This window comes from Ectothiorhodosinus mongolicus, assembly GCF_022406875.1.
In the GTDB taxonomy this organism is placed as follows: Bacteria; Pseudomonadota; Gammaproteobacteria; order Ectothiorhodospirales; family Ectothiorhodospiraceae; genus Ectothiorhodospira; species Ectothiorhodospira mongolica.
The window spans coordinates 1591681-1613817 of sequence record NZ_CP023018.1 but is presented as its reverse complement, the minus strand read 5'-3'; the positions used below and the strand labels follow the sequence as shown (position 1 = coordinate 1613817).

The window sequence follows — 22137 nt, the reverse complement described above, 5'->3', positions numbered from 1 at the left end:
TTATGCGCTGAACTTGCGGTGGTACCAAAGATTGCGCAGCTCGTTCACCACCAGCCATACAATCCCCAGATAAACCATCCAGTCTGCCACGGTGTAAACCAATGGACGTCCAGACACATCGTCGCCCATCCAGGCCTTCATGCCCATGCCCAGAGTCAAGCCACCGAAGAATAAAAGCACGGACAAAATCCGCTGAATTTGTACCCGATCGGTAAACGCCAGGTACTCCTGTTCGCCTCTAAGCCATTCCTCATCGACTTCTTCGGTGGTGACGGGATCGGCCTGGGGCTGTTGTGGCCGCGTTTTATCAGTGGGTTCTGCTTCGGCAAAATGCGCAGCAATGGGCACGCCGCACCCGGGACAGGTTGGTGCCTTGTCTGAGACCTCGCGATCACATTCAGGGCAGTTAATTAAAGCCATGTCGCACCTCTGAAAGCATTTTTGGGGCTGTGTGCTCTGCCTGATGACCCCATCACTTATGGGAGATTTATTATGCCATCATAGCCATGCTCTGGACTCGGTTGAACCAAGCAGGTGCCTTGATGCAGCGTAAAACTGACGCATGTCGTGTTTCCACCGGAATTCTTGCCCTTGATGGGATCATTGATGATCTGCGCATTGGCGATAATGTGGTGTGGCGCGTCGATGATCTCGAGGATTATCAACGCCATGTCAGCGCCTTTGTCGAGGCCGCCAAGCACAGTGGTCGACAAATCCTCTATATCCGCTTTGGTGCCCACAGGCCGCTACTCACCGCAGCAGAGGGCGTCACCTTAGTCGAACTCGATGCGCTGCAAGGCTTTGAGACTTTCACCGCCCACGTCTATGAACTCATCACCCGGCATGGCCGAGGCGCCTTTTACGTCTTCGACTGCCTCTCGGATTTATTGTCAGATTGGGCCACCGATCGCATGGTGGGTTACTTGTTTGAGGTGGTCTGTCCTTATCTGTACGAACTGGACACAGTGGCTTATTTTGCGCTGTTGGCCAGGCGCCATTCCCATGACACAATCTCGCGCATTCGCCGTACCACTCAGGTCTTAATCGATGTGCGCCGCCATGCCGGTGGCTGTCACATCCAACCGGTCAAGGCCGATCAGCGCCGATCCCCGACCATGTTTTTACCGCATGAGCAGCAAGGCGAGCAGCTGATTCCGATTACCGACAGCAGCGCAGTCACCCGCACCCAAGCGGCTATGGGCTTAACCGTCATGGATGCGCCCATGCGCCAATTGGACTACTGGGACGCGCTGTTTCTGGAAGCCCAGCAAGTCGCCAGCGAAGAACCGGAGGACGCGCATCAACCCTTAATCGAGCGCCTGTGCCGCATGCTCTTAGGACGCGATGAGCGTATTCAAAGCCTGGCGCAACAGCATTTTCGCCTAGCGGACCTGTTGGCGATTCGGGCGCGCATGATCGGTAGTGGATTTATCGGTGGCAAAGCGGTTGGCATGCTGCTCGCGCGGCGTATCTTGATTGTCCAAGATCAGGCGCTTTGGGATCAGCATCTGGCCCCCGAGGATGCTTTCTTTCTCGGCACCGATGCATTTTATGCCTTTATCGTTCACAACCGGCTATGGCATTTATTGATGCAGCACCGCCAGCACGAGCATTTTCATAGCGCAGGGGCGCGGCTACACGCCGCCATTTGTGCCGGCACTTTGCCAGAGGGCGTGCGCCAAGCGCTTCCCAGAGTCTTAGATTATTTTGGCCAGTATCCCATCCTCGTGCGCTCTAGCAGCCTACTGGAAGATGGCTTTGGCAATGCGTTTGCGGGTAAGTACGACAGCCTGTTTTTGGTTAATCAAGGCCCACCCGAAGAACGTCTGGCGGCGCTAGAGCAGGCGATTTTGCAGGTCTATGCCAGTAGCGTTAGCGCCGATGCCCTGAGCTATCGCGATGCCCGGGGCCTTGCCGAGTGCGAGGAGCCCATGGCCTTGCTGATCCAGCGAGTCAACGGCAGCTACCAAGATCGCTATTACCTGCCCGATGCGGCGGGGGTGGCGGTGTCGCGCAATATTTTTGCATGGCACCCTGATCTAAATCCCGCCGCGGGTATGCTGCGCCTGGTGATGGGTTTGGGGACCCGCGCCGTGGACCGACAAGACGGCGATCACGCCGCCATCATCCCGCTGGATGCGCCGACGCGCCGACCCTATAGCGACGCCGAAGAAGCCCGGCGTTATAGCCAACACCTGCTTGATGCTTTGGATGTCGAGCGCAATTCGCTGGTCAGCCTGTCTTTACGGGAGTTACTGCCCGTAGCTCCGGGGCTTGAGACGCCGCTCAACTGGCTGGGCAGCCTGGATACCCAAGCCAGCGTCGCCTCTCGCCAACAAGGCGGCCCGCTGATTTGGCATTTGGATTTCGCCAAGCTGTTGAATGACAGCGAGTTTGTGCCCTTAATGCGGCGCCTACTCAGCAGCCTAGAACAGGCCTATAAATACCCGGTGGATGTGGAATTCACGGTGCATATTGATGCTGATGGCGCCATACGTCTCAATCTCGTGCAGTGCCGCCCGCTGCAAACACTGGGGCAGCAAAAAGCCCCCCAACTACCCCAAAACGTGGCCAGCAAACATCAGCTCATGGCCACCCGAGGCCAGTTCATGGGCGGCAACATCGAACAGCCCATCGCTCGAGTGATTCGCGTTGATGGCCAGCGTTATGCCGCTTTGGACTTGTCCCGAAAATATGCCGTGGCCCGCCTCATCGGTCGGCTTAATGCGCAATATGCCAGCGCCCAAGACTGCCCCACCCTACTGATTGGGCCGGGTCGCTGGGGCAGTAGCACACCATCACTGGGCGTACCCATTCGCTTCTCGGACATCAGCCGCATGACAGCGCTGGTCGAAGTCGCGGAACTCGGCGATCAGCTGATGCCGGATCTCTCCTACGGCTCGCACTTTTTCCAAGATCTGGTGGAGTCGCGCATCGCCTATATCGCCATCCGGCCTGGGCATCCCTGTTGCGACTATTACCCACAATGGCTGGAACAGCAGCCCGGAGCCAAAGTCAGCCTAGACCCGGAGGACGGCATTGATGCACAGGTGGCGGGCGCTGTGCAGGTCCGTGACACCCGCGATAGCGGCTTAAAGCTGATGGCCGATGTCGTCAGTCAGCAGCTACTCTGCGCCGCTGTGATCTCTTAAGCGCCCCATAACCCGCATGGCGGCGCGCGGATCTGTTAGACCACGCCCATGGCCAACATGGCCCGGCTGACTTTCAAGAACCCAGCGATGTTCGCACCCGTGACATAGTTACCGGGGCAACCAAACTCCTCGGCCGTGTCATGACAGGTCTGATGGATCCCCACCATGATTTGGTGCAGGCGCTGTTCCGTGTGTTCAAAACTCCAGGAATCGCGGCTGGCGTTTTGCTGCATCTCCAAGGCGCTGGTGGCCACACCGCCAGCATTAGCCGCCTTGCCCGGACCGAATGCCACGCCTGCCTCCAAAAAGAGGCGCACGGCTTCGGGGGTTGAGGGCATGTTCGCGCCTTCAGCCACCGCAATGCAGCCATTGCCCACCAACGCCTTAGCATCACGGCCATTGAGTTCGTTTTGGGTGGCGCAAGGCAGGGCCACATGACAGGGGATCTCCCAAATATTGCCATTGGCTTGATAGCTGGCCGAGGGTTTTTCATCGGCATAGACACTGATGCGGGCACGATCGATTTCTTTGATGCGCTTGACCAAATCCACATCGATGCCTTGCTTGTCGTGAATGATGCCATTCGAATCGGAACAAGCAACCACCTTGGCACCTAATGAGGTGGCTTTTTGCATGGCGTAAATCGCCACATTGCCCGAACCGGATACCACGCAGGTCTTGCCCTCTAGACTATCGCCGCGCACCTTAAGCATTTCTTCGGTGAAAAACACCGTACCAAACCCCGTGGCCTCGGTCCGCGCTCGACTACCGCCCCAATCTAGCCCTTTTCCAGTGAGCACGCCGGATTCATAGCGGTTGGTGATGCGCTTGTACTGTCCAAACAGATAGCCGATCTCGCGCTGCCCCACACCAATATCGCCCGCGGGCACGTCTGTATGTTCACCCAAATAGCGATACAACTCAGTCATCAGGCTCTGACAAAAGCGCATCATCTCGGCATCAGAGCGACCCTTGGGATCAAAATCACTGCCGCCCTTACCGCCGCCGATAGGCATACCGGTGAGTGCATTTTTGAGAATCTGCTCAAATCCCAGAAACTTAATGATCCCTAGGTACACCGAGGGGTGAAAGCGCATACCGCCCTTGTAAGGACCCAAGGCGCTGTTGAACTCGACCCGAAAAGCGCGGTTGATTTGTGTGCGGCCCTGATCATCCTGCCAAGGCACGCGAAACACGATCTGCCGCTCGGGTTCACACAAAAGCTGAATGATCTTGCGATCAGCGACTTCCGGGTATTTGACGATCACTGGACCCAGGCTTTCCAGCACCTCATGCACCGCCTGATGGAATTCCGTCTCCCCAGAATTGCGCTGCAACACTTCTTGGTAAATGGGTTCCAGCTTGTCGCTGAGCGCTACGGCCATGGGGTCACCTCTTGCTTAATCTACTGCAGATATTGGGGTTATAAAAACCCGCCATCATACAGAAGAGTCTTACAAAGCGGCAGGGCTTAGACGCTCGCGCCACTGGGTTTGATCAAGCAGCTCTTGATACCAGAGGGCATATCCAGCGGCGCTGGGATGCAGGCCATCGGCGGCGTTCAGGTCCACATCCGTCACGAAGGGATCTTCCTCGCGAGATAAAAATAGCCGCACATAGCCGACGCTATGTTGCTCGGTTAGGGTCTCCATTAAGACATGGAAATTCTCCGAGCGTCGAGTCATCACCCCGCGCAGCGGCGCAAAGAAAAAGGGTGCATTGCCGACATTCCCAGGCGGCAAGACCACCACCTCAGCAGCCAGGCGTCCGGCGATAGCCAAGGTCGTATCGATCTGGCGCGTCAACAACTCCGCGCGCGTGCCACGAATGACATCATTGCCGCCGGCCATGATCAGCACTAAATCATAGCGCTGCCCGGCAGACTCTTGAGCTGCCAGCTGCTGCACCACCTGCGCAAAGCGCGCACCATCGCGCGCCCGGTTATCGATATGCAACAAGGGATAATCGGCAGCCAGATAACCCGCCACACTGCCCTGCGGGCTGTCCGCACCGGTCCCCACTCCCGTGCTATCGCCCACCAACAATAGGCGCAAAGTAGGATTCTCTGGGTGGTGTTGCAGCGCCACACTGCTGCGTGACAATTGCGCTGCTTCGCCCAAACGCCACGCCGTGCAACCCGCCTGGACGAGCACCAACGGCACTAAGGTCAGCGCCAGGGCCCCCAAAGTCAGTGATCGAAAAGCAATTCCAGGCATTGCCTGCCCCCATCGAAGGTGGATTGCTGCACCCGGTCCGCCAGCCTTAAGAGCATGGCAGCACGCAGCCGCTCCTCAGTTTGACGCTCATCTAGGGTCATCAGTTCCTCGGCATCCATTTCGACATTGGCCACCATAGGCAAAGGCTGACCTTGATAATGCACGCGCACACGCAGCTCCACCTGATCAAAAGCCACCTCGATGGTCACGGGCACTTGAGGGCCAGAGTTTTGCGCCAATGCCTCGACCACCTCATGAATGGCCTTTAATGCGCGCTCCATGACATCCACCCGCAAACCCCACTGCCCTCCCTGAGTTTTTAGGCGCGCCTGGGTGTCCTGCCATTTCAGTAGCTGAGGGCTGGTTTGCCATTCCATGCGCTGGGTAATGCCGATGCGAAACAAGAAATTCAGCAACAAAGCCAGCACCAACGCGAGCATCACACCCGAATTAAAGATGCGGGTGACGGGCTCGATCACTGGATTGGCATGTAGCTGCAACCAATCAAAGTTCAGCCCGACCACCAGCGGAACGCCCAAAGTCAGCATGCGCCGCGCATCCAAAAGCCGGGAAAAAATCACCCGCATGCCATTAAAGATAATCAGCGCCGAGGAAAACAACAGGACGGCACCAAAAATCGGCCGCGGCGTATGCAGAAAAAACTGCGCAACTCCCGGCAATAGGGCAATCAGCACCAAGAAAGCGGCGATGCCATAACCCATGCGGCGCGCGGTAATACCCGTTGCTGCAGCGAGGCCCACGTTCCCCGAGGATGTATTCAGGCCGGAGGGACTGCCCAGCAAGCCGGCCAAAAAATTACCCATCCCGTCAGCCAATAACCCGCCGCGGATGCGCGCATAATCTGGGCGTACCCACTGCGGCTTTTCCACTTTCTGCGCGGCGATCATGTCGCCCATACCGCGCATCACACAAATTAAAGCCCCCACCGCGAAGGCTGGGGCCAAATGCCAGCTAAACTGCGGCCAGTGCAACAGTGGCTGCGGGAAAGCAAATCCTTGGGTGACAATGTGACCCATTTCCTCACGCCAGTCGATGAGTCCCAAGGACATTGCCGTAACCACACCCAGCAATATCCCCCAGAGTGAGCAGTAATAGCGCCAGCTTCCTTTACCCCAAACACTTAACCCCATCATCAAAAATAAGGTGACCAAGCCGAGCAACAATAAATACCCCGGCGGCGCCTCAAGCCCCACGGGCGCTTGAGTCTCTAGCAGCATATGAATCCCCAAGCTACCCAAGGTCACGCCAATCATGACCACCGCTAAGCCGCCAATCTCGGTGGGCAAATAGGCACGCAGACGAAAAATCAAAGGCGCGATCGCCATCTGCAGCACACCGCCAAACATCAGCATGCCCATCACCAATGCCGGCCCACCGTGCTGCATTGCTGCGATACATGGCGGCAAATAAGCGGCGGTGTAAACCGCGGGAATGAGATAGCCCGAACCTATGATGGTTCTGGCCTGAATCAACAGCAGCGTCGAAAGCGCCACGGCGATCATGGACAAGCTCAGCAGATGTCCCGCTTGCTGCTCCGATAATCCAGAATGTGACAACACCAAAATCGGCATAGCCAAGCCAATGCCCAAAATCAGCACGGCATGCTGCATGCCGTTGACCAGCAGCATCAGCTTGGGCGGGCGCCCTTCAACCCCCAACCGCGTCTCTTTGTCGATCATGCAACGGAGATTAGCAAAAAAAAATGGGGTACGACCCCAATTGGGGTCGTACCCCTTCGGTCTACTCGCAATGCCCCTGAGTCAGATTACCCCGGGTATCGATACACATATACTCCGTGAGTCTGCGATCGAGATTCGTCACCATCATCTGGAATTTCAACTCACCACCCTTAACCATCACATTCACACTGCGAAAATCCGTGCAGTGATCGCGGTAAACGCAGTCATTCATCGATTGTTGGTTGATGTAATAGCGCCACCCGTAGGTATCCACGCGCGAACCAAAAATCTCAAGATACCCGGTGGTGTAATGACAGGGTGCTTGCATCGGCGGCTGGATGCCCAAATTGGTTGAAAGGCTACTCAAGAGCTGGTGAAACGAGGTAATCAGCGAGGCATTGACTAGTCCTTCGCAATGCCTGAACTGAGTTAACGACGATGCTGAGCGCTTCTCATGAAAAGGTACGCGGGCCGGCTCAACCACGAACAAACCCTCTCCCACCTCATCCGTATTGGCACTGACGGGCATAAGCATCGAGGCTGCCAATGCCAGAGAGACCATCACCACCCACCCCAGGCGCTTGGCCTGTCGCACAACATTCACAGCCTGACTCATCATATGTACCCTCATAAAACGAATGGGGTCGTACCCCATCTCTTAAATTACAACGCGCCCGCCTTGCGCTCAGCCGCATTACGGCAGAACAAGACAATGGAGCGATGTGCTTCATTGATGCCAGCAGTATCGATGGTGGAAGAGCGTCCGGATTCATCGGTGATCACGACGCGCGGATTATTCATCATGGTATCCAGCACGTAGCGATTACCCTCGCTGGTCACTGCCTCGAGGAAGTACAAGTCGAGCAACTTAACGGTTGAGGGCTTGACTCGAACGTTTTGCCCATTAATGTTGTACACCTCTTCTACCGTCCTGACGGCAAATCCCCAAACGGCCGTGACGTTGTCACAGTTCCGACTCGATATATACAAAGTCAGGCGTGACTCGCCGGAGTCCCGAGCGTTAATATTGAAAAAGTTCTGGCCGCCTTGAATTGGATTGGTCCACGTTCTTGGGTTTTCTGCAGCATTATAGGTTTGTCCCGAATAGAGATTGGAGTTGCCCGTGGTCTCTTCATCTGAGCTACCCGCCGCGAATACCAATAACACTACCAACGCAGCAACTGACAAGAGATGTTTGATGCGATTGCCGCCATAATTGTTAATACGTTTCAAAGCTTTTGCCCCCATTTCACTACCGCCAAATAAGCCAAGTACACCAGCACCATTGGCCATAAATCATGCACATCGAATGTTCCAGGAACGATGTTCACCCACTGCAATAACTCCGCGCCGATCGCCACCATGCAAAAGGCGCTCACCCAAATGACTTTCTGTCGTGATGCGATGCGTCCCCAAATCGCCTCAAACAGCAGTACGCCGGAGATCAGCCAAAGAAGATTAGGCAGGGAATAGACGAACCAAGCATTTGGCGGGGAATAAAGATTCAGAATCTGGTCTCCGAGACCGGCAACCCAAGCGTCAACACCGAGCACGTCAAACCAGCGGAACATCAGCAGGCTGTGGTCGCGGTAGGTGATATATATCAACCCGCCGAAAAGCATCAGAGTAGCGGAAATAACCATCGCCGCCCAGCGAGATGAGGCACACGAGAACCCTAAAGACATGCCCTGCGCTCGGGCTTCTTGAACTTCTGACATCGCCGGAATCTATAGCTAAACCCCTAAAGGGTCAAGCAATCTTTAGTGCATAGGGATATGACCCCATTTGGGGTCGTACCCCTTTTCTTAGTTCATCCAGCTGCTGATGATTTCCTGCAAGCCTGCCTCACCCAAGGTGTTGGTGAGAAAGTCGTCGAAGTCGGCACGCAGGGTGGAACCTTTGGGGAAGGCAAAGCCGAAGTGATCAAACCCGCTGAATACATAGCTGTCTTGAATCGGCAGAGTCTTAGCGGAGACAAACGCCACCGTGCCATCAAGAAACGCCAGATCCAGATTGCCATTTTGCAGATCAGCCAATACGAGGTTGTAATTTGGGTACTTGCGCACTTGGCTGAGCGCGTAGATGCCGGCAGGCTCCAACTCACTAGCGATAAAATCGGTGTAAGCCATACCCCGCGGATAACCCAGGCTGTATTGCTTCATCTCCTCAAGGTTGTCCCTAAAGTCGATGCCGCGCTCAATCATGCTCACCAGATTCCAGGTGTTCTCCATATAAGGCACCGAGAATTCCATAATTTGTGAGCGCGCTTCAGTGATCGAGATACCTGAAAACGCCACATCCGCCTGGCCATTGACCACCGAATCCAGCATGCCCTGCCATGAGTAGGTGGTGATCTCTAGCTTGCAGCCACGGGAGGCGCAATAGGCTTGGAAGATGTCCAAGTCCAGTCCGGTGATTTGCCCGGCGTCAATATAGAGGTTGGGAGGCGAGGCTGGGGCAACCGCCACTCGGACGACCTCGTTAACGGTCGGTTCTTCACTGCACCCAGTATTCAGCGCAAGACTCAAAGCAACGAATGCAAACAGTAGGAATTTCATGGCAGCCTCACTAAAAGTAGGTTGCAGAATACCGCAAATACCTGATCCATACCAAAAATGGGACAAAAATGGGGACGGATTTATTTTTTCACTAAAAAAATAAATCCGTCCCCATTTTTAGGGGGTGCGGCGATAGATGCCGCGGCGTACTCTTTCGACGCGACCTTGGCGCACGAGGTAAGCGAGGGTCTGCGCGAGGTGTGGAACGCTCGCGGCGCGTTCCTCTAGCGCTGCCTTGAGCTCCTTTGAGCTGGCCTCTGGAACCGTACTGAGATAGTCCATAACTTTTTGGGTAGATGGCTCGTCTCGGCCGCCTGAAATACTGCCGATGCTGCGCGCCGAACGAGATAGCGCAGCCATTTGCTGATCAATCTCACGCAGCGCCAAGTCCTGCTGTTTTTGTAGCTGTTTGAGCGCCTTGGTATTTTGTTTGACTAGGGCTTTACGTTGCATCCTTAAACTCTGAATAGTCCGTCTATTCTCAATCTGCTTTCTTTCCCGCTCCTCGCCCTCGCGCCGCCTAGCCAGTTCAAATAGCTCTTTTGCACTGAGACTCGTAATAGATTTAGACATACATACCTCCCCTCAAGATCACGGATTTCCCTAACCATGATGATGACCATGCAAATGCAAAGGGAATCGCTAATCGAGCAAACAGCCCTTCGCATCATTGGTAAACGAAAGGTATTCACGCCAACCACCAAGATGACTGATTTCCTGAGAACCTTCAGTGGCATAGGATTCACAAAGGAAACCTGGGTAAACGCTACCATCGTCTAAGGCCACAGAACCGATGCCCAGCGGCTTTTTGATCTGCGCTACAAATGATCCAAAGCAACTGATCGGTAGATTCCAAACCTCAACAGAAATGGAACAACCACCTTCAGCTACCTGCAATAGTCCAGGGCGATCAAGATCGCGCCCCTTAATGACATAGAGTTTGTATTGGGCGGCGGTTTTTGTTTTTCGCTCCAAACGTCCCCCACGCTCAGTGAGCTGAGCATTCAAAGGTAGACCACTCATGTGGGCCCCGCACACGATCACCCTCACCCAAGCACTCGAATCAACACGCGCTTGCGGAGCCTCCCAGCAGGCTTCATAACCCACACCAAAGCGCTTAGCCAAAAGACGATGCAAGCCATCAGCCACCTGCAGCACCTGACCGTCGCGAAGCGCAGATGAGAAAAGATTGACGCCAAAAGACAGGCCATGGCTGTTGAATCCAACGGGCACAGTCACTGCACAAAGATCCAGCAAATTCGCGAAATTATTGTATTGACCCAGGCGATCATTCTGCTGGATGGGATTTTCGTAAACCTCACTAAGGCGCACTGCACCGCCAATGGTTGGCGTTAACACAAAATCCAACTCAGTAAAAACAGAAGCGCTGTGGCGGCGTAAATCCTCCAACTCATACTGCGCATGGAATACATCCAAGGCGGAATAGTGTTTACCTTGGTTGATGATATCTCGGGTGACCGGAAGTAACGCCTCGGGACGGGACTCAATAAAAGACTGAATAGCCAAATAGCGCTCTGCAATCCAAGGTCCGTCATAAAGCAGTTTGGCCGCGGCAAAAAAAGGCGACAAATCCAACTCGACCGCTTCGCCACCCAGAGATTCTAAAGCCGCGATACTCTGTTCAAACAAGGCATCGCAACCATTGTCATCGAAAAACTGCCACTGATGTCGTGGGGGCACCCCAAACGTAAATCGATCCCCCAGTGGCGGCTCCCAAGGGGTTCGGTGCGCGGGTAATCGAGAATAACTGTCTTGTGAGTCCCATTGCGCGGCGCATTGATGAACCAAGCGTGCATCATCGATATTGAGCGCGAAAATCGAGATCGTGTCCAAAGAACGACAGGCAGGAACTACCCCACGATTGCTCAATAGACCTCGAGTGGGTTTGTAACCAATGATGTTATTCAATGCAGCAGGCACACGGCCCGATCCCGCTGTATCCGTGCCCAGCGCAAAGCTCACCATCCCAAATGCCACCGCGACCGCTGAACCCGAACTCGACCCGCCAGCGATAAACTCAGCATTAAAAGGATTTGCGCAGGCGCCAAAAGGTGATCGGGTGCCCACCAGACCGGTGGCAAACTGATCCAAATTGGTTTTCCCCATGGGGATGGCCCCGGCAGCAATCAACTGTTCGACCACGAAGGCCGACTCGGTTGGTGTGTAGGCAAACTCTGGGCAGGCCACTGTCGTGGGAATGCCCGCCAGATCAATATTGTCCTTAATCGCAAAAGGAATGCCATAGAGCGGCAAATCCTCCTGACCCCGTGATTCCAGTTGATCCAAATAGGGAATCAACTCCTCATCGCTTAAGATGCGAATCCAGATAGGGTTGCCTTGGGTTTCGCGGATGCGGGCAACGCACGACAAAATAAATTGGCGCGGAGTGATACGCCCTGATCGATAACCCTCCCGCAGCTGCGATATCGATATCGGCTTGGTCCTCGGCTCATTCATGGTTCCCCCTTAATGGACCGATGGCACGGATATCACCCCCCGCGACGCTGGCTATTGCATCATTGGCTTGCGCCTCCGCAGCCAGCACTTCAGCCAGCTGACGCACATGCTCATTACTCTCTTGAAGGTGTAGCTTGAGCGCGGCCCATGCCGTAGCGCCATCTCCGCGCATCAGGTGCTCGAGAATGCGGCGGTGCTCAGCAAAGGTAATGGCTACGCGATCCACCTCGGTAAAATCCAAGCGCTGCACGACCTCAATCCGATCAAAAACCAAGCCATGCTGGCGCACCATTTCGCGATTCCCCGTCTGAGCGACGATTGCCGAGTGAAAGTCCCGGTTTTTTTCGCTGAGTCCGATGGGATCGAGACCGTCGCCATTCTTATCGTCGCGCCAGAACTCCCATAAAGCATCCAGACTCTTAGGTGGCTTCGAACCGCGAGTAGCTGCCAAAACCCCCTGCTCTTCAAACAGGGCCCGGAGCACATTGAGCTCATCCACTTCTCTCTGACTCGCGATAGCGATGCTGTAGCCACTGCGAAAATGCGCCATCAAAAAGCCCTCGCGAACCAGTCTTTGCAGAGCTTCGCGCACCGGAATACGACTCACCCCAAAGCGCTCACTCAGATTGGCCTCGGTCACCTTTTCTAGCGGTCTAAGCTGCAGATAAAGCTCCGCCTTAATCGCGTTATAAATCCGCTCGGATACGGGAGTAAAAGCCTTCATAGCAGACCCCTTCTAAGCTGCTGCTTGGCTTCTGAGACTCTCATAGGTCTCTACCAAGCGGTTGCGCAACATATTGACGCGAGGAATCATAAACTTTTGGCGGCTAAGCGCGAGATTGGCGAACGTCGGTATCACCGCGCCTTTACGCGTCACCACTGGCGACACCTGATCCAGCTCCCAAAGTGGAAAACCGTTGGGCGGCACAACCAGCGACCCACCGGCAAAGGGCGCATCCGTACGATTGGCCATCGCCAAATAGATGCGGTTGTCTTCGGCCTTAGGCACCGCGAGCAGATCACGCTCACGCTTTTCTCGCAAAGCAGTGGGCCAAGCGATGATATCGGCGCCCAGCAATGCCAGCTCACGGCTGGACTCGGGGAATCGTCCGTCGTAGCCCAGCATCATGCCAACGCGGCCCACCTGAGTCTCTGTCACCGTCCAGCTTTGACCCGGCGTGCACCAGTCACGAATCTCGGGTTCAACATGGACTTGGCGATAACGGCTGAGAACCTGGCCGCTGGGGCCCACCAATAAGGCGGTGTGGTAAAGCGCACCGTCCTGCTCTTCAACCGTATCCAGCACGATATGCGTTTGCCAGCGTTGTGCAATGCCGGCCGCCTGATGCAGCAGCATGCTCTGCTGACTGGCCAGATCCCGCGCCTGTTGCGCATCAGGAAGCCAGCTAGGGCAGGCAAAAAATGCCGGGGTGACGATCAATTTAGCGCCCAAGCGCGCTGCGTGTTCCACCATATCAAGAGCTGATTCAACGCCCTCTGACACCACGGCATGATCTTGCACCACGGCCAGCTTAGTCGTGGCCTTCTCGGGAATCAGTGGCTGCTCAAGAATGGCCGCCAAGGGCGTGTTCTCAAACGCCTTGGTCAAACAGCCATAGGTCTCAGGGGCGCGGTCTGCAAACCGATCACCGCCAGCCAGCCATCGCTTGTCTCTGGCGGCAGCCACATCAATCGTCCACGACACCACACCATGGGTCTCCTTGGGCACATAGGCTTTCACATCCCCATCGGGGGCCACGATCATGCTGCCGCCTGGGTAGTGGATACTGCGCTCCACCCCCGCCTTGGTGGCAGCGACAATCCAGATACCATTTTCCATGGCGCGCGCCGGCACCCAAAGATCGGCCTGATCCATGGCGAAGAAATTTGCCATATCCAACACCACATCCGCTCCTTGTAAGGCGATGCTGCGAGCGATCTCCGGAATACGTCCGTCAAAGCAGATAAGCAGCCCAATATTCCCCAAAGGAGTCTCAACCACTGGATTGCCCTTGATGCCGCAATCAAACCAGTTCTGATCGTGGGTGGCGAGAAATTGTTTTTGGTAATGCAACAGCAGCTGGCCATCGGGCCCATAGAAAAGACCCGAGTTATAGATCTTGGCATTCTCACCCAGCTCGGTGAATCCGCTGGCGATGTAGAGATCATGCTCACGACAAAGCCGTTGCATGGCAGTGGCAAATGGGCCATCCAAAGGCTCAGCGATCTGCCTTGCATGGGCGATATCGTCAAACAGATAACCGCTGTTCATGCACTCTGGGAAGACGATGAGCTTGGCGCCTTGGCGCTTGGCTTCAAGGGTGTAATGCTCCAGCAGGCGGATGTTTTCTTGTACATCACCCAAGCTGGCAAGCGTTTGCACCACAGCGGCGCGAAATGAGGGTTGCGATGGGATCATGATCAATACCTCTGGGTCGGTAACAAACGACTTATTGGAAATCTTCGGGCGTCAGAATGAGGTTGCGAATATCCATGCGCTCGGACAAAACGCCCTCGGAATGAAACACATCCACGAATGCCTGATAGGAATTCAGATCCTCGTCATTGAGCTCGGACCATGCGCGCAGGTAGGGCTGTGCAACGAACTCTGCCTGTTCCGGACGAACCGCCGTGTACTTGGCAATGATCGGCCGATAATGATCGAAGTTCTCGTTCGCTAGGCGCGTGGCCTCATCCAACACCTCAACCACTCTGCGGGCCACCTCAGGACGATTTCTGATGAAGTCCGTGGTTAAAATCGCCGCTCCGGAGTAGAACGGATCGGAGATAAACTGAGCAACGGGGTTGTTCATCGCCTTACGCACGTCATCGCTGTTATCGGTGATGGACCCGACCGGCTCAAGCGAAAGCGTTGCATCCACCGCGCCACTGGCCACCGCAGCGAACTGCTGAGGCACCGCGATTTCCGATAAGCGCACATCACGTCCTGGCTCTAGGCCGTTTTGGCGAAGAATGTGGCTGGTGATGGTGCGCCACTGTACTCCGGGGATTGTGCCAATCGACTTACCGCGCAGATCGGCGAAGTTCTGGATCTCGGAGTTGGTGCCAACGATCAAAGCATCATTATCAAAGCCGTATTTGATGGAGCCGCCCTGCAGACCAAATACTTTGAAGGTGCCGGGAAAGCGTGATTCGGCCAATACGGTGATACCAGCAGCAGCGCCCGGAGGGCCAAAGTCTGCTTGACCAGAAACCAGTGAGTCGATGATTTGGTTGGGGTTTTGGAAACGTACCGGGTTGATATCGATGCCGGCTTTCTCGAATAGCCCCTCTTCGAGTGCCACGTAAAAGGCCATGGTTTGCATAATCGGCAACCATGAGGCTGTGACTCTCTCCAGCTGTTGGGCATTGACCTGCACGGGTAATGCCATCAGAGCGGCGAGCGCCGAGGCGGCGAATGTCTTTTTCAGGAAGGCGAATTTCATGATGTTTTCCTCGTTCAGATTCGGGTTGGGAAATCAGTTAATCCAGCGAACAACACGTCGCTCTACAGCGATGAAAAGAAGATTTAGGGAGTACCCCATCACGCCGGTGGCGATGATGGAGGCGTACATTTCGCGTAGGTCATAGACTTGCTGGGCATCGATAATCCGACGACCCAGACCATCGCTAGACCCGATGAACATCTCCGCGACGATAATCACCACTAAGGCCAACGAGATGGCGGTCCGCAGACCGACAAAGGTTTGTGGCAAAGACTCGTAAATCATCACGTCTTTAAATACCCGCCAGCGGCCTGCGCCCATCACCCGAGCGGCAAGCACTCGAGTCTTGGTGGCATTGATTACGCCATAGGCCGCGCTAAAGATGACGATGAGCAACGCCGCAAAGGCTGCCACCGCCACCTGTGATTCTTCACCAATACCAAACAGCAACAGGAACAAAGGAAACATCGCAGTCGCCGGTGTGGATCGGAAGAAATCCACCAAAAACTCCACCGAGCCATACAGTTTTCGCGATGAGCCCAGCATGACGCCCAAGGGGATGCCGACGATCGCGGCAATCGCAAACGCATACAGAGTGCGTCTTAAGGTGTTCCAGAAATCTTGCAAAAGATCCCCGTAAATCATGCTGTTCCAAAACTGTCCCAACGTCTCTAAGGGGCCGGGCAGCAGTCTCGGGCTCACCAGTTCCGCATGCGCTGCAAAACCCCAGATCATCAGCAGCAAGATTGGCCCCAGGACATAGACGCGTGCCGCATCGGAATATTGGTTTAGGGCTTGAGCCCAATGTTGCGCGTTGCGCGCGAGGCTGACTGGGAAAGTCCACGCCTGGCGCGTCACCGGTGTTTTTACATCGCTCATCGACGCACCTCGCGTTGAAAGACTTGGAGACAGTGGGCTTTGGTGGCTACGAACTCATCCGAGGAGAGGGTCTGATCATTTCGCGGCCGCGGTGAATTCACCTCGATGATCTCGGCCACCTGAGTAGGCGGTTTGGAGAGCAGCAGAACTTCGTCAGCCAGAAAAACCGCCTCCTCGAGATCATGGGAAACGACGATCATGGTGATGCCGGTTTCCATGAAGATGGCCTGCAGGCGATCGCGGATGAACAAGGTCATCTCATAATCGAGTGCGGAAAAGGGCTCGTCCAAAAATAGCACCTCGGGCTCTGGTGCTAGCGCCCGCATGATGGACACCAATTGCTGCTGACCGCCCGAGAGATTGAAGGGCTTGAGATTTAGATCAAAACCAATCTCAAATGAGGCGGCGAGCTCATCCACCCGAGCATCACACTCGGCCTTACTCATGCCTCGTATACGCAGGGGGTAGGCGATGTTGTCTCGGGCGCGCATCCACGGAAACAAGGCCTCGCGGTAATTCTGAAACACATAACCAAAAGTGATGTCTTTCAACGCTTTGCCGTCAAATAAGACTTCACCCTGATCAAAGGGCAGCAAGCCCGATACCATATTGATGAGTGTGGACTTGCCGCAGCCGTTGGGGCCAAATACGGTAGTAATTTTGCCGCGCGGCAGATCCAGCGAAAAATTCTCATAAAGGGTTCGCGTTTTGAAAGTCTTCTTAAGACCACGAATGGTGATATGCGGTCGGTGTTTCGCGGCCGGATCGCCAGAACCTTTTGGGGTTTGGACCCATTCAGGCGCAGTGTCTATGATGCGTTCAGCTGTTGCCATGGTTCACCTATCAGCAATGACGCCTGAGCGTCCGGTAGAAAGTCGTCTTGTATACAAGATATCTTTCTCTAAGCAGGTTCCATGCCAGAAAAATTTTTCTTCGTTTATTCAGTGGGTTAAGAATTTATGCCCTTTTTGCCCGAACCCAAAACTCACATAAATGCACTATTTAAATGCAGCACATCGGGCAGCACGCCTCGCACTGGTGCACAAATGGGGTACGACCCCTTTTCCAGAAATGGGGTACGACCCCACGAGTCCGTGAGTCATGACGTCGCATGATTTTTGCTCACCGCTGGGGACGATTCGCTATCGCTTAGAGGACCGCGTGCTGGTGCGCATGGAATTTGTTAGTGGCGATGCGCTGCTGCCTGGCGATGCTTTGGTTGATGCCGCTCTCGATGCCTACTTTGCGTGCGGGGCAGATATCAACCTACCCTACCGCTTCAACGGCGGCACCGACTTTCAGCGCAAGGTTTGGCAGGCGCTTACCCGTATTCCCAAGGGCAGCACATGCAGCTATGGGGAACTCGCCAAGGCCATTGGCCATCCAAGATCAGCCCGAGCGATTGGTCAAGCCTGTCGCGCTAACCCCTTACTGCTGGTCGTTCCCTGCCACCGGGTGATTGGTGCCACTGGCGCGCTATCCGGGTATGGTGGAGTAGAAGGCATCGATCGCAAATCTTGGTTATTGACGCATGAACGAAATACAAACTGAAAACCGGCCCGTGGTGTTTTTTGATGGTGGTTGCCCGCGGCGGAATGCGCTTATCTTCGGGGGTACGACCCCGTTTTGCTGGGGTCGTACCCCACTTGTTCTTGTTAAGAGAGCTTCTTTTTGGGCGCCATATTTCCGAGAATGCCGTCGGCGTTGATGATGGCTTCGGCAATTTCGACGATGCGTACCCGCTTCACCATGGCCTGCTCACGCATGATGCTGTATGCCTCTTCCTCTCCAATTTGATGGAGCTTCATCAAAATCAGTTTGGCTCGGTTCAACGTTTGTTCCTGATGCACTTTTTCCTGCAGCTTGAGGAGCGCCAATTCGTTGGCCTGAGCATCTAGCCGAATGCGTCTCGCTAGAACCATTGAGCTCAGTACGCCATAAGGCCGTGCAGGTTGGGCGATAACCGCATCGGCATTTAATTCAATCAGCTGCTGCAGAACCGAGGGGTTCTCATAGGCAACGACGCCAATAATACTGGGTCGCGCACGCGGATAGGCCTTGATTGCCTTAGTTAAAACGGGATTGGGCTTTTCATCGAGTCCCAAGAACAGAATATCAACGTTATCGGGTAGCTTTTCTGGAACTGGCCAGACTGCCTCCGTATTGCAGCCAATGCGCCTAATGTGTCGAACAAGCTCTTCCGTGTGCGCATCGTAGGCATGGATCACCAATACCCGCAGGTTGCGCATATCACTAATTAGCTTCTGAACACTACCTTTCACAATCAATCATTGTCCATTGACGAACCAGTGTTTTTAGGACTACCCCGCATTGCCCAAGCATCACCCCATTCATTTAAATTTGGAACAACCAAATAGGGATCCGGCTTAATGGAAACCTCAAGATCTGAAACTACCTCATATTCACAGTTATCTCCGACCTTGGCAATTCGCGAGTGCAGATAAGTATGGTTATTTTCGGGGTCGACTCTGACTGGCCCCTGTGGAGCCATGAAACTGATCCCATACAGCGCAGAACGTATGTCTGCCACATCATGGCTAGCCGCCTGCTCCATAGCCAGTGAGAGCATATGCACCTGAGAATACGCTGCTTCGCCACAGCTGGTGACAAAAGCATCATCCCCATAAAGTGCCCGATAGCGGGCCACAAACCGTTGACTGGATTCTGTCGGCAGGTTTTGAAAATATGGCGCCGCCGTGATATGACCACGCGCAGCCGCAGCACCCATCCCATAAATTTCCGCTTCACTCGTTGTTAGACTGCAAATCGGCGCCCGGGATACGCTAGCAAATGCCTCATGATAGGCCTGATAAAAAATCACCGTGCCCGTCCCCACCACCGTGGAAAAAATAAACTCTGGCCGAGTCTTTTTTATGTCTTCGATGATGCGTTTGTATTGCTCTGACTTAGCCTTCAAAGGCAAATAACGTTCCCCCACCACTTCACCGCCGAGTTCACGGATAATATGACGCATCACGCGATTGGATTCTCGGGGATAAATATAATCAGAGCCGACAAAATAGCAGCGCGAACCATAATTGCGCGTCATGTACTGGGCAAGAGGAACGCTATTCTGATTCGGCGTAGCGCCGCCATAAATTACGTTACTGGAATATTCAAAACCCTCATATAACGTGGGATAAAAAAGGATGCCATTGTGCCGCTCAACAATGGGTAGGACTTCTTTACGCGCGGATGACGCATAACACCCAATCATGATCTTCACACCATCACGCACCATTAGCTCTTCTGCCAATTCGCCATAACGAGGGATCCTAGAGGCCGCATCATAACTGATTGCCCTTAGGGGAGATCCCAAGATGCCGCCAGCTTCATTGATCTCATGTAAGGCAAGCATCGCCGCCCGCTGCTGGGTTTTCTCAATAATGGACAAAACACCTGTTTGAGAAAACAGCACCCCAAGCAAACGCGTGTCACGGCGTTTTGCACCATCATTATTGTTATTCATGACCGCCTCCGACATCAGCGAAATATCCTCATCACTTCTCAAAATCAAAGGCAGGTTTGGTGAGAACCTGCGGGAGTTTCTTCCCGCAGGTTAACGCAAGCCCCATTAGATTTGGAACTGCAATCCCAGCATGAAGAAGTTGTTTGCTTCGTTGCTGTCTTTTTCATCAATGCGACCTAAAACGCCACTGACTTTGGCATTATGACCATTGATCACATACTCCAAGCCCAATGACCATTTTTCGGTATCAGACCCCGCATCCGGGTTCACATTCTCATACCGGAGATACGGACGCAGACGACCTAAAGCATTGCTAGCCGGGAACATGTAACTGCCCTGTATGTAGTAGGCGCTGTTGCTTCCTGCAGCAGCGGATGCGGATCTGTTGCCACTGCTGTCAAATGTCCCACCGTCCAAATCATAGTCGTTGTAGGCTGCATCGATGGTAAAGACCGCGCCATCATCCAGCACCCTCTCCATTAGGAAGTCAACGCCATAAGCCTGATAATTACCGCGAGAGTCATCGGTTTTTTTGATCACGTCACTTTGACGCTGCAAGGCCACGCCGATGGCAAGAATATTGGCTGCGCCATAATAGGTGTTGGCATGGAAATAGCCCGGTTCCGCATCCCAGAAATTCAGGGTCAGACGGCTGGCCATCAGCGGGCTGTCGCTAGGCGTGCTACCGCCATTAAATACACCCAGATGGTATTTGAAATGAGCTTCTCCCAATGCCCCCTGGCCCCAGAGGACGGCGCCATCGTCACGGAATGACTGTCTGCCCGTCCATTGTTCGGTCAATGGATACTGATTCAAACCAATGGCACCGACAAAAAACGGACCGGACATGCCTGCTCGCGTCATGGGCAGCACGGTACGACCGACGCGCACATTGGCCCAATCATTGAACTCAAAACGTGCGACCGCATCCAGAAGACGCGTGTCTTTTTCCGCATCAACATGCTCCAAATTAAAATCAAAGAAAATTCCCTCTGCGATCTGAGCAGTGGTGTATAGGCGCATCAAATCCACGCTGAATTCACTTGAACGGGAGCCATTATCAGCCCCATTCTCAACGGACAGATACGTGGCCATCAGACCACCACCAATAGTGAAAGACTGATTCGGGCCTATATTGATGGTTGCACCAGCATGGGCGGCACTCGTCATAGCCAACGCACTCATGCTGGCGATAACGGCGGCGGATAAACGGCTTCTGCGTGACTTGAGCATTGGCCTGCTCTCTGTATTTTTAGATTTCATCCTCTTTGCTCCTTTAGTATCGACAAGTTCCAGAACGATCTGGTTTGGTCTATTTAGGCGCAAAACTCCCATAAACAGCACGGCGCCTGTTCGCGCTGTTTAGAAAAAATTACCGCTCTCAGTTTGGCGTGAGGCGCCTGGCCTCAGCTATTTTTTAGTTCGGTGCTTTTAATAAAACTGGTGCACTAACCTCCTCCAAAAGAGATTTGGCCACACTGCCTATCTTGAGACGATCAAGACCGGAAGCGCCACGCGTCGACATCACCACCAACGGGCTTTTTACGGTGTCCACAAAATGACTGATGGCTCCAGCGACATCACTGCCATGTAGTACTTCATAGCTGACCTTCAGCCCCTGGTCGCACAACTCATTGGCCTTGCGTTTTAAAGAGCCCCACTCAAGTACATCGGATCCAGCCGCGCCAGCTTGGCTGGGGTCCAACACCTGTACCAACACCATGGGCAGGTCAGCCTGCTGCGCCCAGTCCGCTGCCAGCGACACGCTGGCCTCACTGAACTCCGAACCATCGAAAGGCACCACCAGATGACGGATGGGGCCCCGCCAATGGACAGCAAAACGCGGGCCGACAAACATCATCGGTCGGCGACTCTGCAGCAGTACGGCGGAGGCGACACTGCCCACGGCTATCTCATGAATGGGATTGCGCGCATGAGTGGACATCACCATCAGCGGTTCGTCCTGCCTCGAGAACACTGCCAGCAAGGTGTCGATGACCGACATGGATTGCTTTACTTCAACCGCAGCCGGCGTTAGACCTAAATCCGCCATCTTGCTTTTAATTTTGGTTTCTCGGGCCTCAGGTTTGTCTTTCGGACTAATGACGGAGAGCAGTTGTGTGTCCACTGAGAATTGCTCCGCCAATTGCGACGCAACGGGTACGGCGCTGAGCGACCGCGTGGATTCATCTACCGGTACAATGATGTGCTTAAACAT

General features: G+C 54.3%; 21 protein-coding genes. 2 read left to right on the top strand and 19 right to left on the bottom strand.

Going from position 1 to position 22137, the window contains the following annotated elements; genetic code table 11:
• Positions 1-420: a hypothetical protein gene (locus CKX93_RS07870; protein WP_076756153.1), complete on the bottom strand. Its 420-nt coding sequence runs from the start codon at positions 418-420 to the stop codon at positions 1-3.
• A gap of 122 nt (positions 421-542) precedes the next feature.
• Here CKX93_RS07870 and CKX93_RS07865 point away from each other — a divergent pair, with 122 nt between their 5' ends.
• A complete protein-coding gene (locus CKX93_RS07865; protein WP_076756258.1) occupies positions 543-3152 on the top strand; it encodes a PEP/pyruvate-binding domain-containing protein in 2610 nt (869 codons plus the stop codon).
• A 35-nt stretch (positions 3153-3187) separates the two neighbouring features.
• Here CKX93_RS07865 and gdhA read toward each other — a convergent pair whose 3' ends face one another.
• The 14 genes from gdhA to CKX93_RS07795 all read right to left on the bottom strand — a co-directional run bounded on the left by gdhA (position 3188) and on the right by CKX93_RS07795 (position 17262).
• On the bottom strand, positions 3188-4537 hold the full coding sequence (gdhA, locus tag CKX93_RS07860; protein ID WP_076756152.1) for an NADP-specific glutamate dehydrogenase: 1350 nt from the start codon (positions 4535-4537) through the stop codon (positions 3188-3190).
• A gap of 69 nt (positions 4538-4606) precedes the next feature.
• Positions 4607-5368, bottom strand: coding sequence for a GDSL-type esterase/lipase family protein (locus tag CKX93_RS07855; RefSeq protein WP_084178715.1), 762 nt, complete (start codon positions 5366-5368; stop codon positions 4607-4609).
• Entirely contained in the window at positions 5341-7068 is a 1728-nt protein-coding gene (locus tag CKX93_RS07850) for a uracil-xanthine permease family protein (RefSeq protein WP_076756151.1), read from the bottom strand. Before CKX93_RS07850 ends, CKX93_RS07855 begins: the two co-directional genes overlap by 28 nt.
• Positions 7069-7129: 61 nt before the next feature.
• Positions 7130-7687 (bottom strand): hypothetical protein, encoded by a 558-nt coding sequence (locus CKX93_RS07845; protein ID WP_076756150.1) that lies wholly within the window; start codon positions 7685-7687, stop codon positions 7130-7132.
• Between the two features lie 44 nt (positions 7688-7731).
• Positions 7732-8301 carry a hypothetical protein gene (locus CKX93_RS07840; RefSeq protein WP_143339968.1) on the bottom strand — a complete coding sequence of 190 codons (570 nt, stop codon included), beginning with the start codon at positions 8299-8301 and terminating at the stop codon, positions 7732-7734.
• Complete coding sequence (locus CKX93_RS07835; RefSeq protein ID WP_076756148.1) at positions 8298-8786, bottom strand: hypothetical protein; 489 nt, start codon at positions 8784-8786, stop codon at positions 8298-8300. Before CKX93_RS07835 ends, CKX93_RS07840 begins: the two co-directional genes overlap by 4 nt.
• An 87-nt stretch (positions 8787-8873) precedes the next feature.
• Entirely contained in the window at positions 8874-9626 is a 753-nt protein-coding gene (locus CKX93_RS07830; protein WP_076756147.1) for a transporter substrate-binding domain-containing protein, read from the bottom strand.
• A gap of 117 nt (positions 9627-9743) precedes the next feature.
• Complete coding sequence (locus CKX93_RS07825) at positions 9744-10079, bottom strand: type IV toxin-antitoxin system AbiEi family antitoxin domain-containing protein (RefSeq protein WP_084178714.1); 336 nt, start codon at positions 10077-10079, stop codon at positions 9744-9746.
• Positions 10080-10268: 189 nt separating this feature from the next.
• Positions 10269-12104, bottom strand: coding sequence for an allophanate hydrolase (atzF, locus tag CKX93_RS07820; RefSeq protein WP_076756145.1), 1836 nt, complete (start codon positions 12102-12104; stop codon positions 10269-10271).
• Complete coding sequence (locus tag CKX93_RS07815; RefSeq protein ID WP_076756144.1) at positions 12097-12828, bottom strand: GntR family transcriptional regulator; 732 nt, start codon at positions 12826-12828, stop codon at positions 12097-12099. Before CKX93_RS07815 ends, atzF begins: the two co-directional genes overlap by 8 nt.
• 12 nt (positions 12829-12840) lie before the next feature.
• On the bottom strand, positions 12841-14523 hold the full coding sequence (locus CKX93_RS07810) for a carbon-nitrogen hydrolase family protein (protein WP_076756143.1): 1683 nt from the start codon (positions 14521-14523) through the stop codon (positions 12841-12843).
• Between the two features lie 31 nt (positions 14524-14554).
• Positions 14555-15550: an ABC transporter substrate-binding protein gene (locus tag CKX93_RS07805; RefSeq protein ID WP_200799837.1), complete on the bottom strand. Its 996-nt coding sequence runs from the start codon at positions 15548-15550 to the stop codon at positions 14555-14557.
• 33 nt (positions 15551-15583) lie between these two features.
• Positions 15584-16429 carry an ABC transporter permease gene (locus CKX93_RS07800; protein WP_084178713.1) on the bottom strand — a complete coding sequence of 282 codons (846 nt, stop codon included), beginning with the start codon at positions 16427-16429 and terminating at the stop codon, positions 15584-15586.
• Positions 16426-17262, bottom strand: a complete 837-nt coding sequence (locus CKX93_RS07795) for an ABC transporter ATP-binding protein (RefSeq protein WP_076756142.1) — start codon at positions 17260-17262, stop codon at positions 16426-16428. Before CKX93_RS07795 ends, CKX93_RS07800 begins: the two co-directional genes overlap by 4 nt.
• A 268-nt stretch (positions 17263-17530) precedes the next feature.
• On the opposite strand from CKX93_RS07795, the gene CKX93_RS09545 reads away from it, so the two are divergent.
• The gene (locus CKX93_RS09545) at positions 17531-17980 is read left to right on the top strand and encodes a methylated-DNA--[protein]-cysteine S-methyltransferase (protein WP_076756141.1); all 450 of its coding nucleotides are present in this window, start codon (positions 17531-17533) and stop codon (positions 17978-17980) included.
• 104 nt (positions 17981-18084) lie between these two features.
• On the opposite strand, the gene CKX93_RS07785 is transcribed toward CKX93_RS09545, so the two are convergent.
• The 4 genes from CKX93_RS07785 to CKX93_RS07770 all read right to left on the bottom strand — a co-directional run bounded on the left by CKX93_RS07785 (position 18085) and on the right by CKX93_RS07770 (position 22137).
• On the bottom strand, positions 18085-18711 hold the full coding sequence (locus CKX93_RS07785) for an ANTAR domain-containing response regulator (protein WP_234982850.1): 627 nt from the start codon (positions 18709-18711) through the stop codon (positions 18085-18087).
• 2 nt (positions 18712-18713) lie between these two features.
• Positions 18714-19934: a transporter substrate-binding domain-containing protein gene (locus tag CKX93_RS07780; RefSeq protein WP_234982849.1), complete on the bottom strand. Its 1221-nt coding sequence runs from the start codon at positions 19932-19934 to the stop codon at positions 18714-18716.
• A gap of 90 nt (positions 19935-20024) precedes the next feature.
• Positions 20025-21254 carry a hypothetical protein gene (locus CKX93_RS07775; protein WP_143339967.1) on the bottom strand — a complete coding sequence of 410 codons (1230 nt, stop codon included), beginning with the start codon at positions 21252-21254 and terminating at the stop codon, positions 20025-20027.
• Between the two features lie 82 nt (positions 21255-21336).
• Positions 21337-22137 (bottom strand): universal stress protein, encoded by an 801-nt coding sequence (locus CKX93_RS07770; RefSeq protein ID WP_076756139.1) that lies wholly within the window; start codon positions 22135-22137, stop codon positions 21337-21339.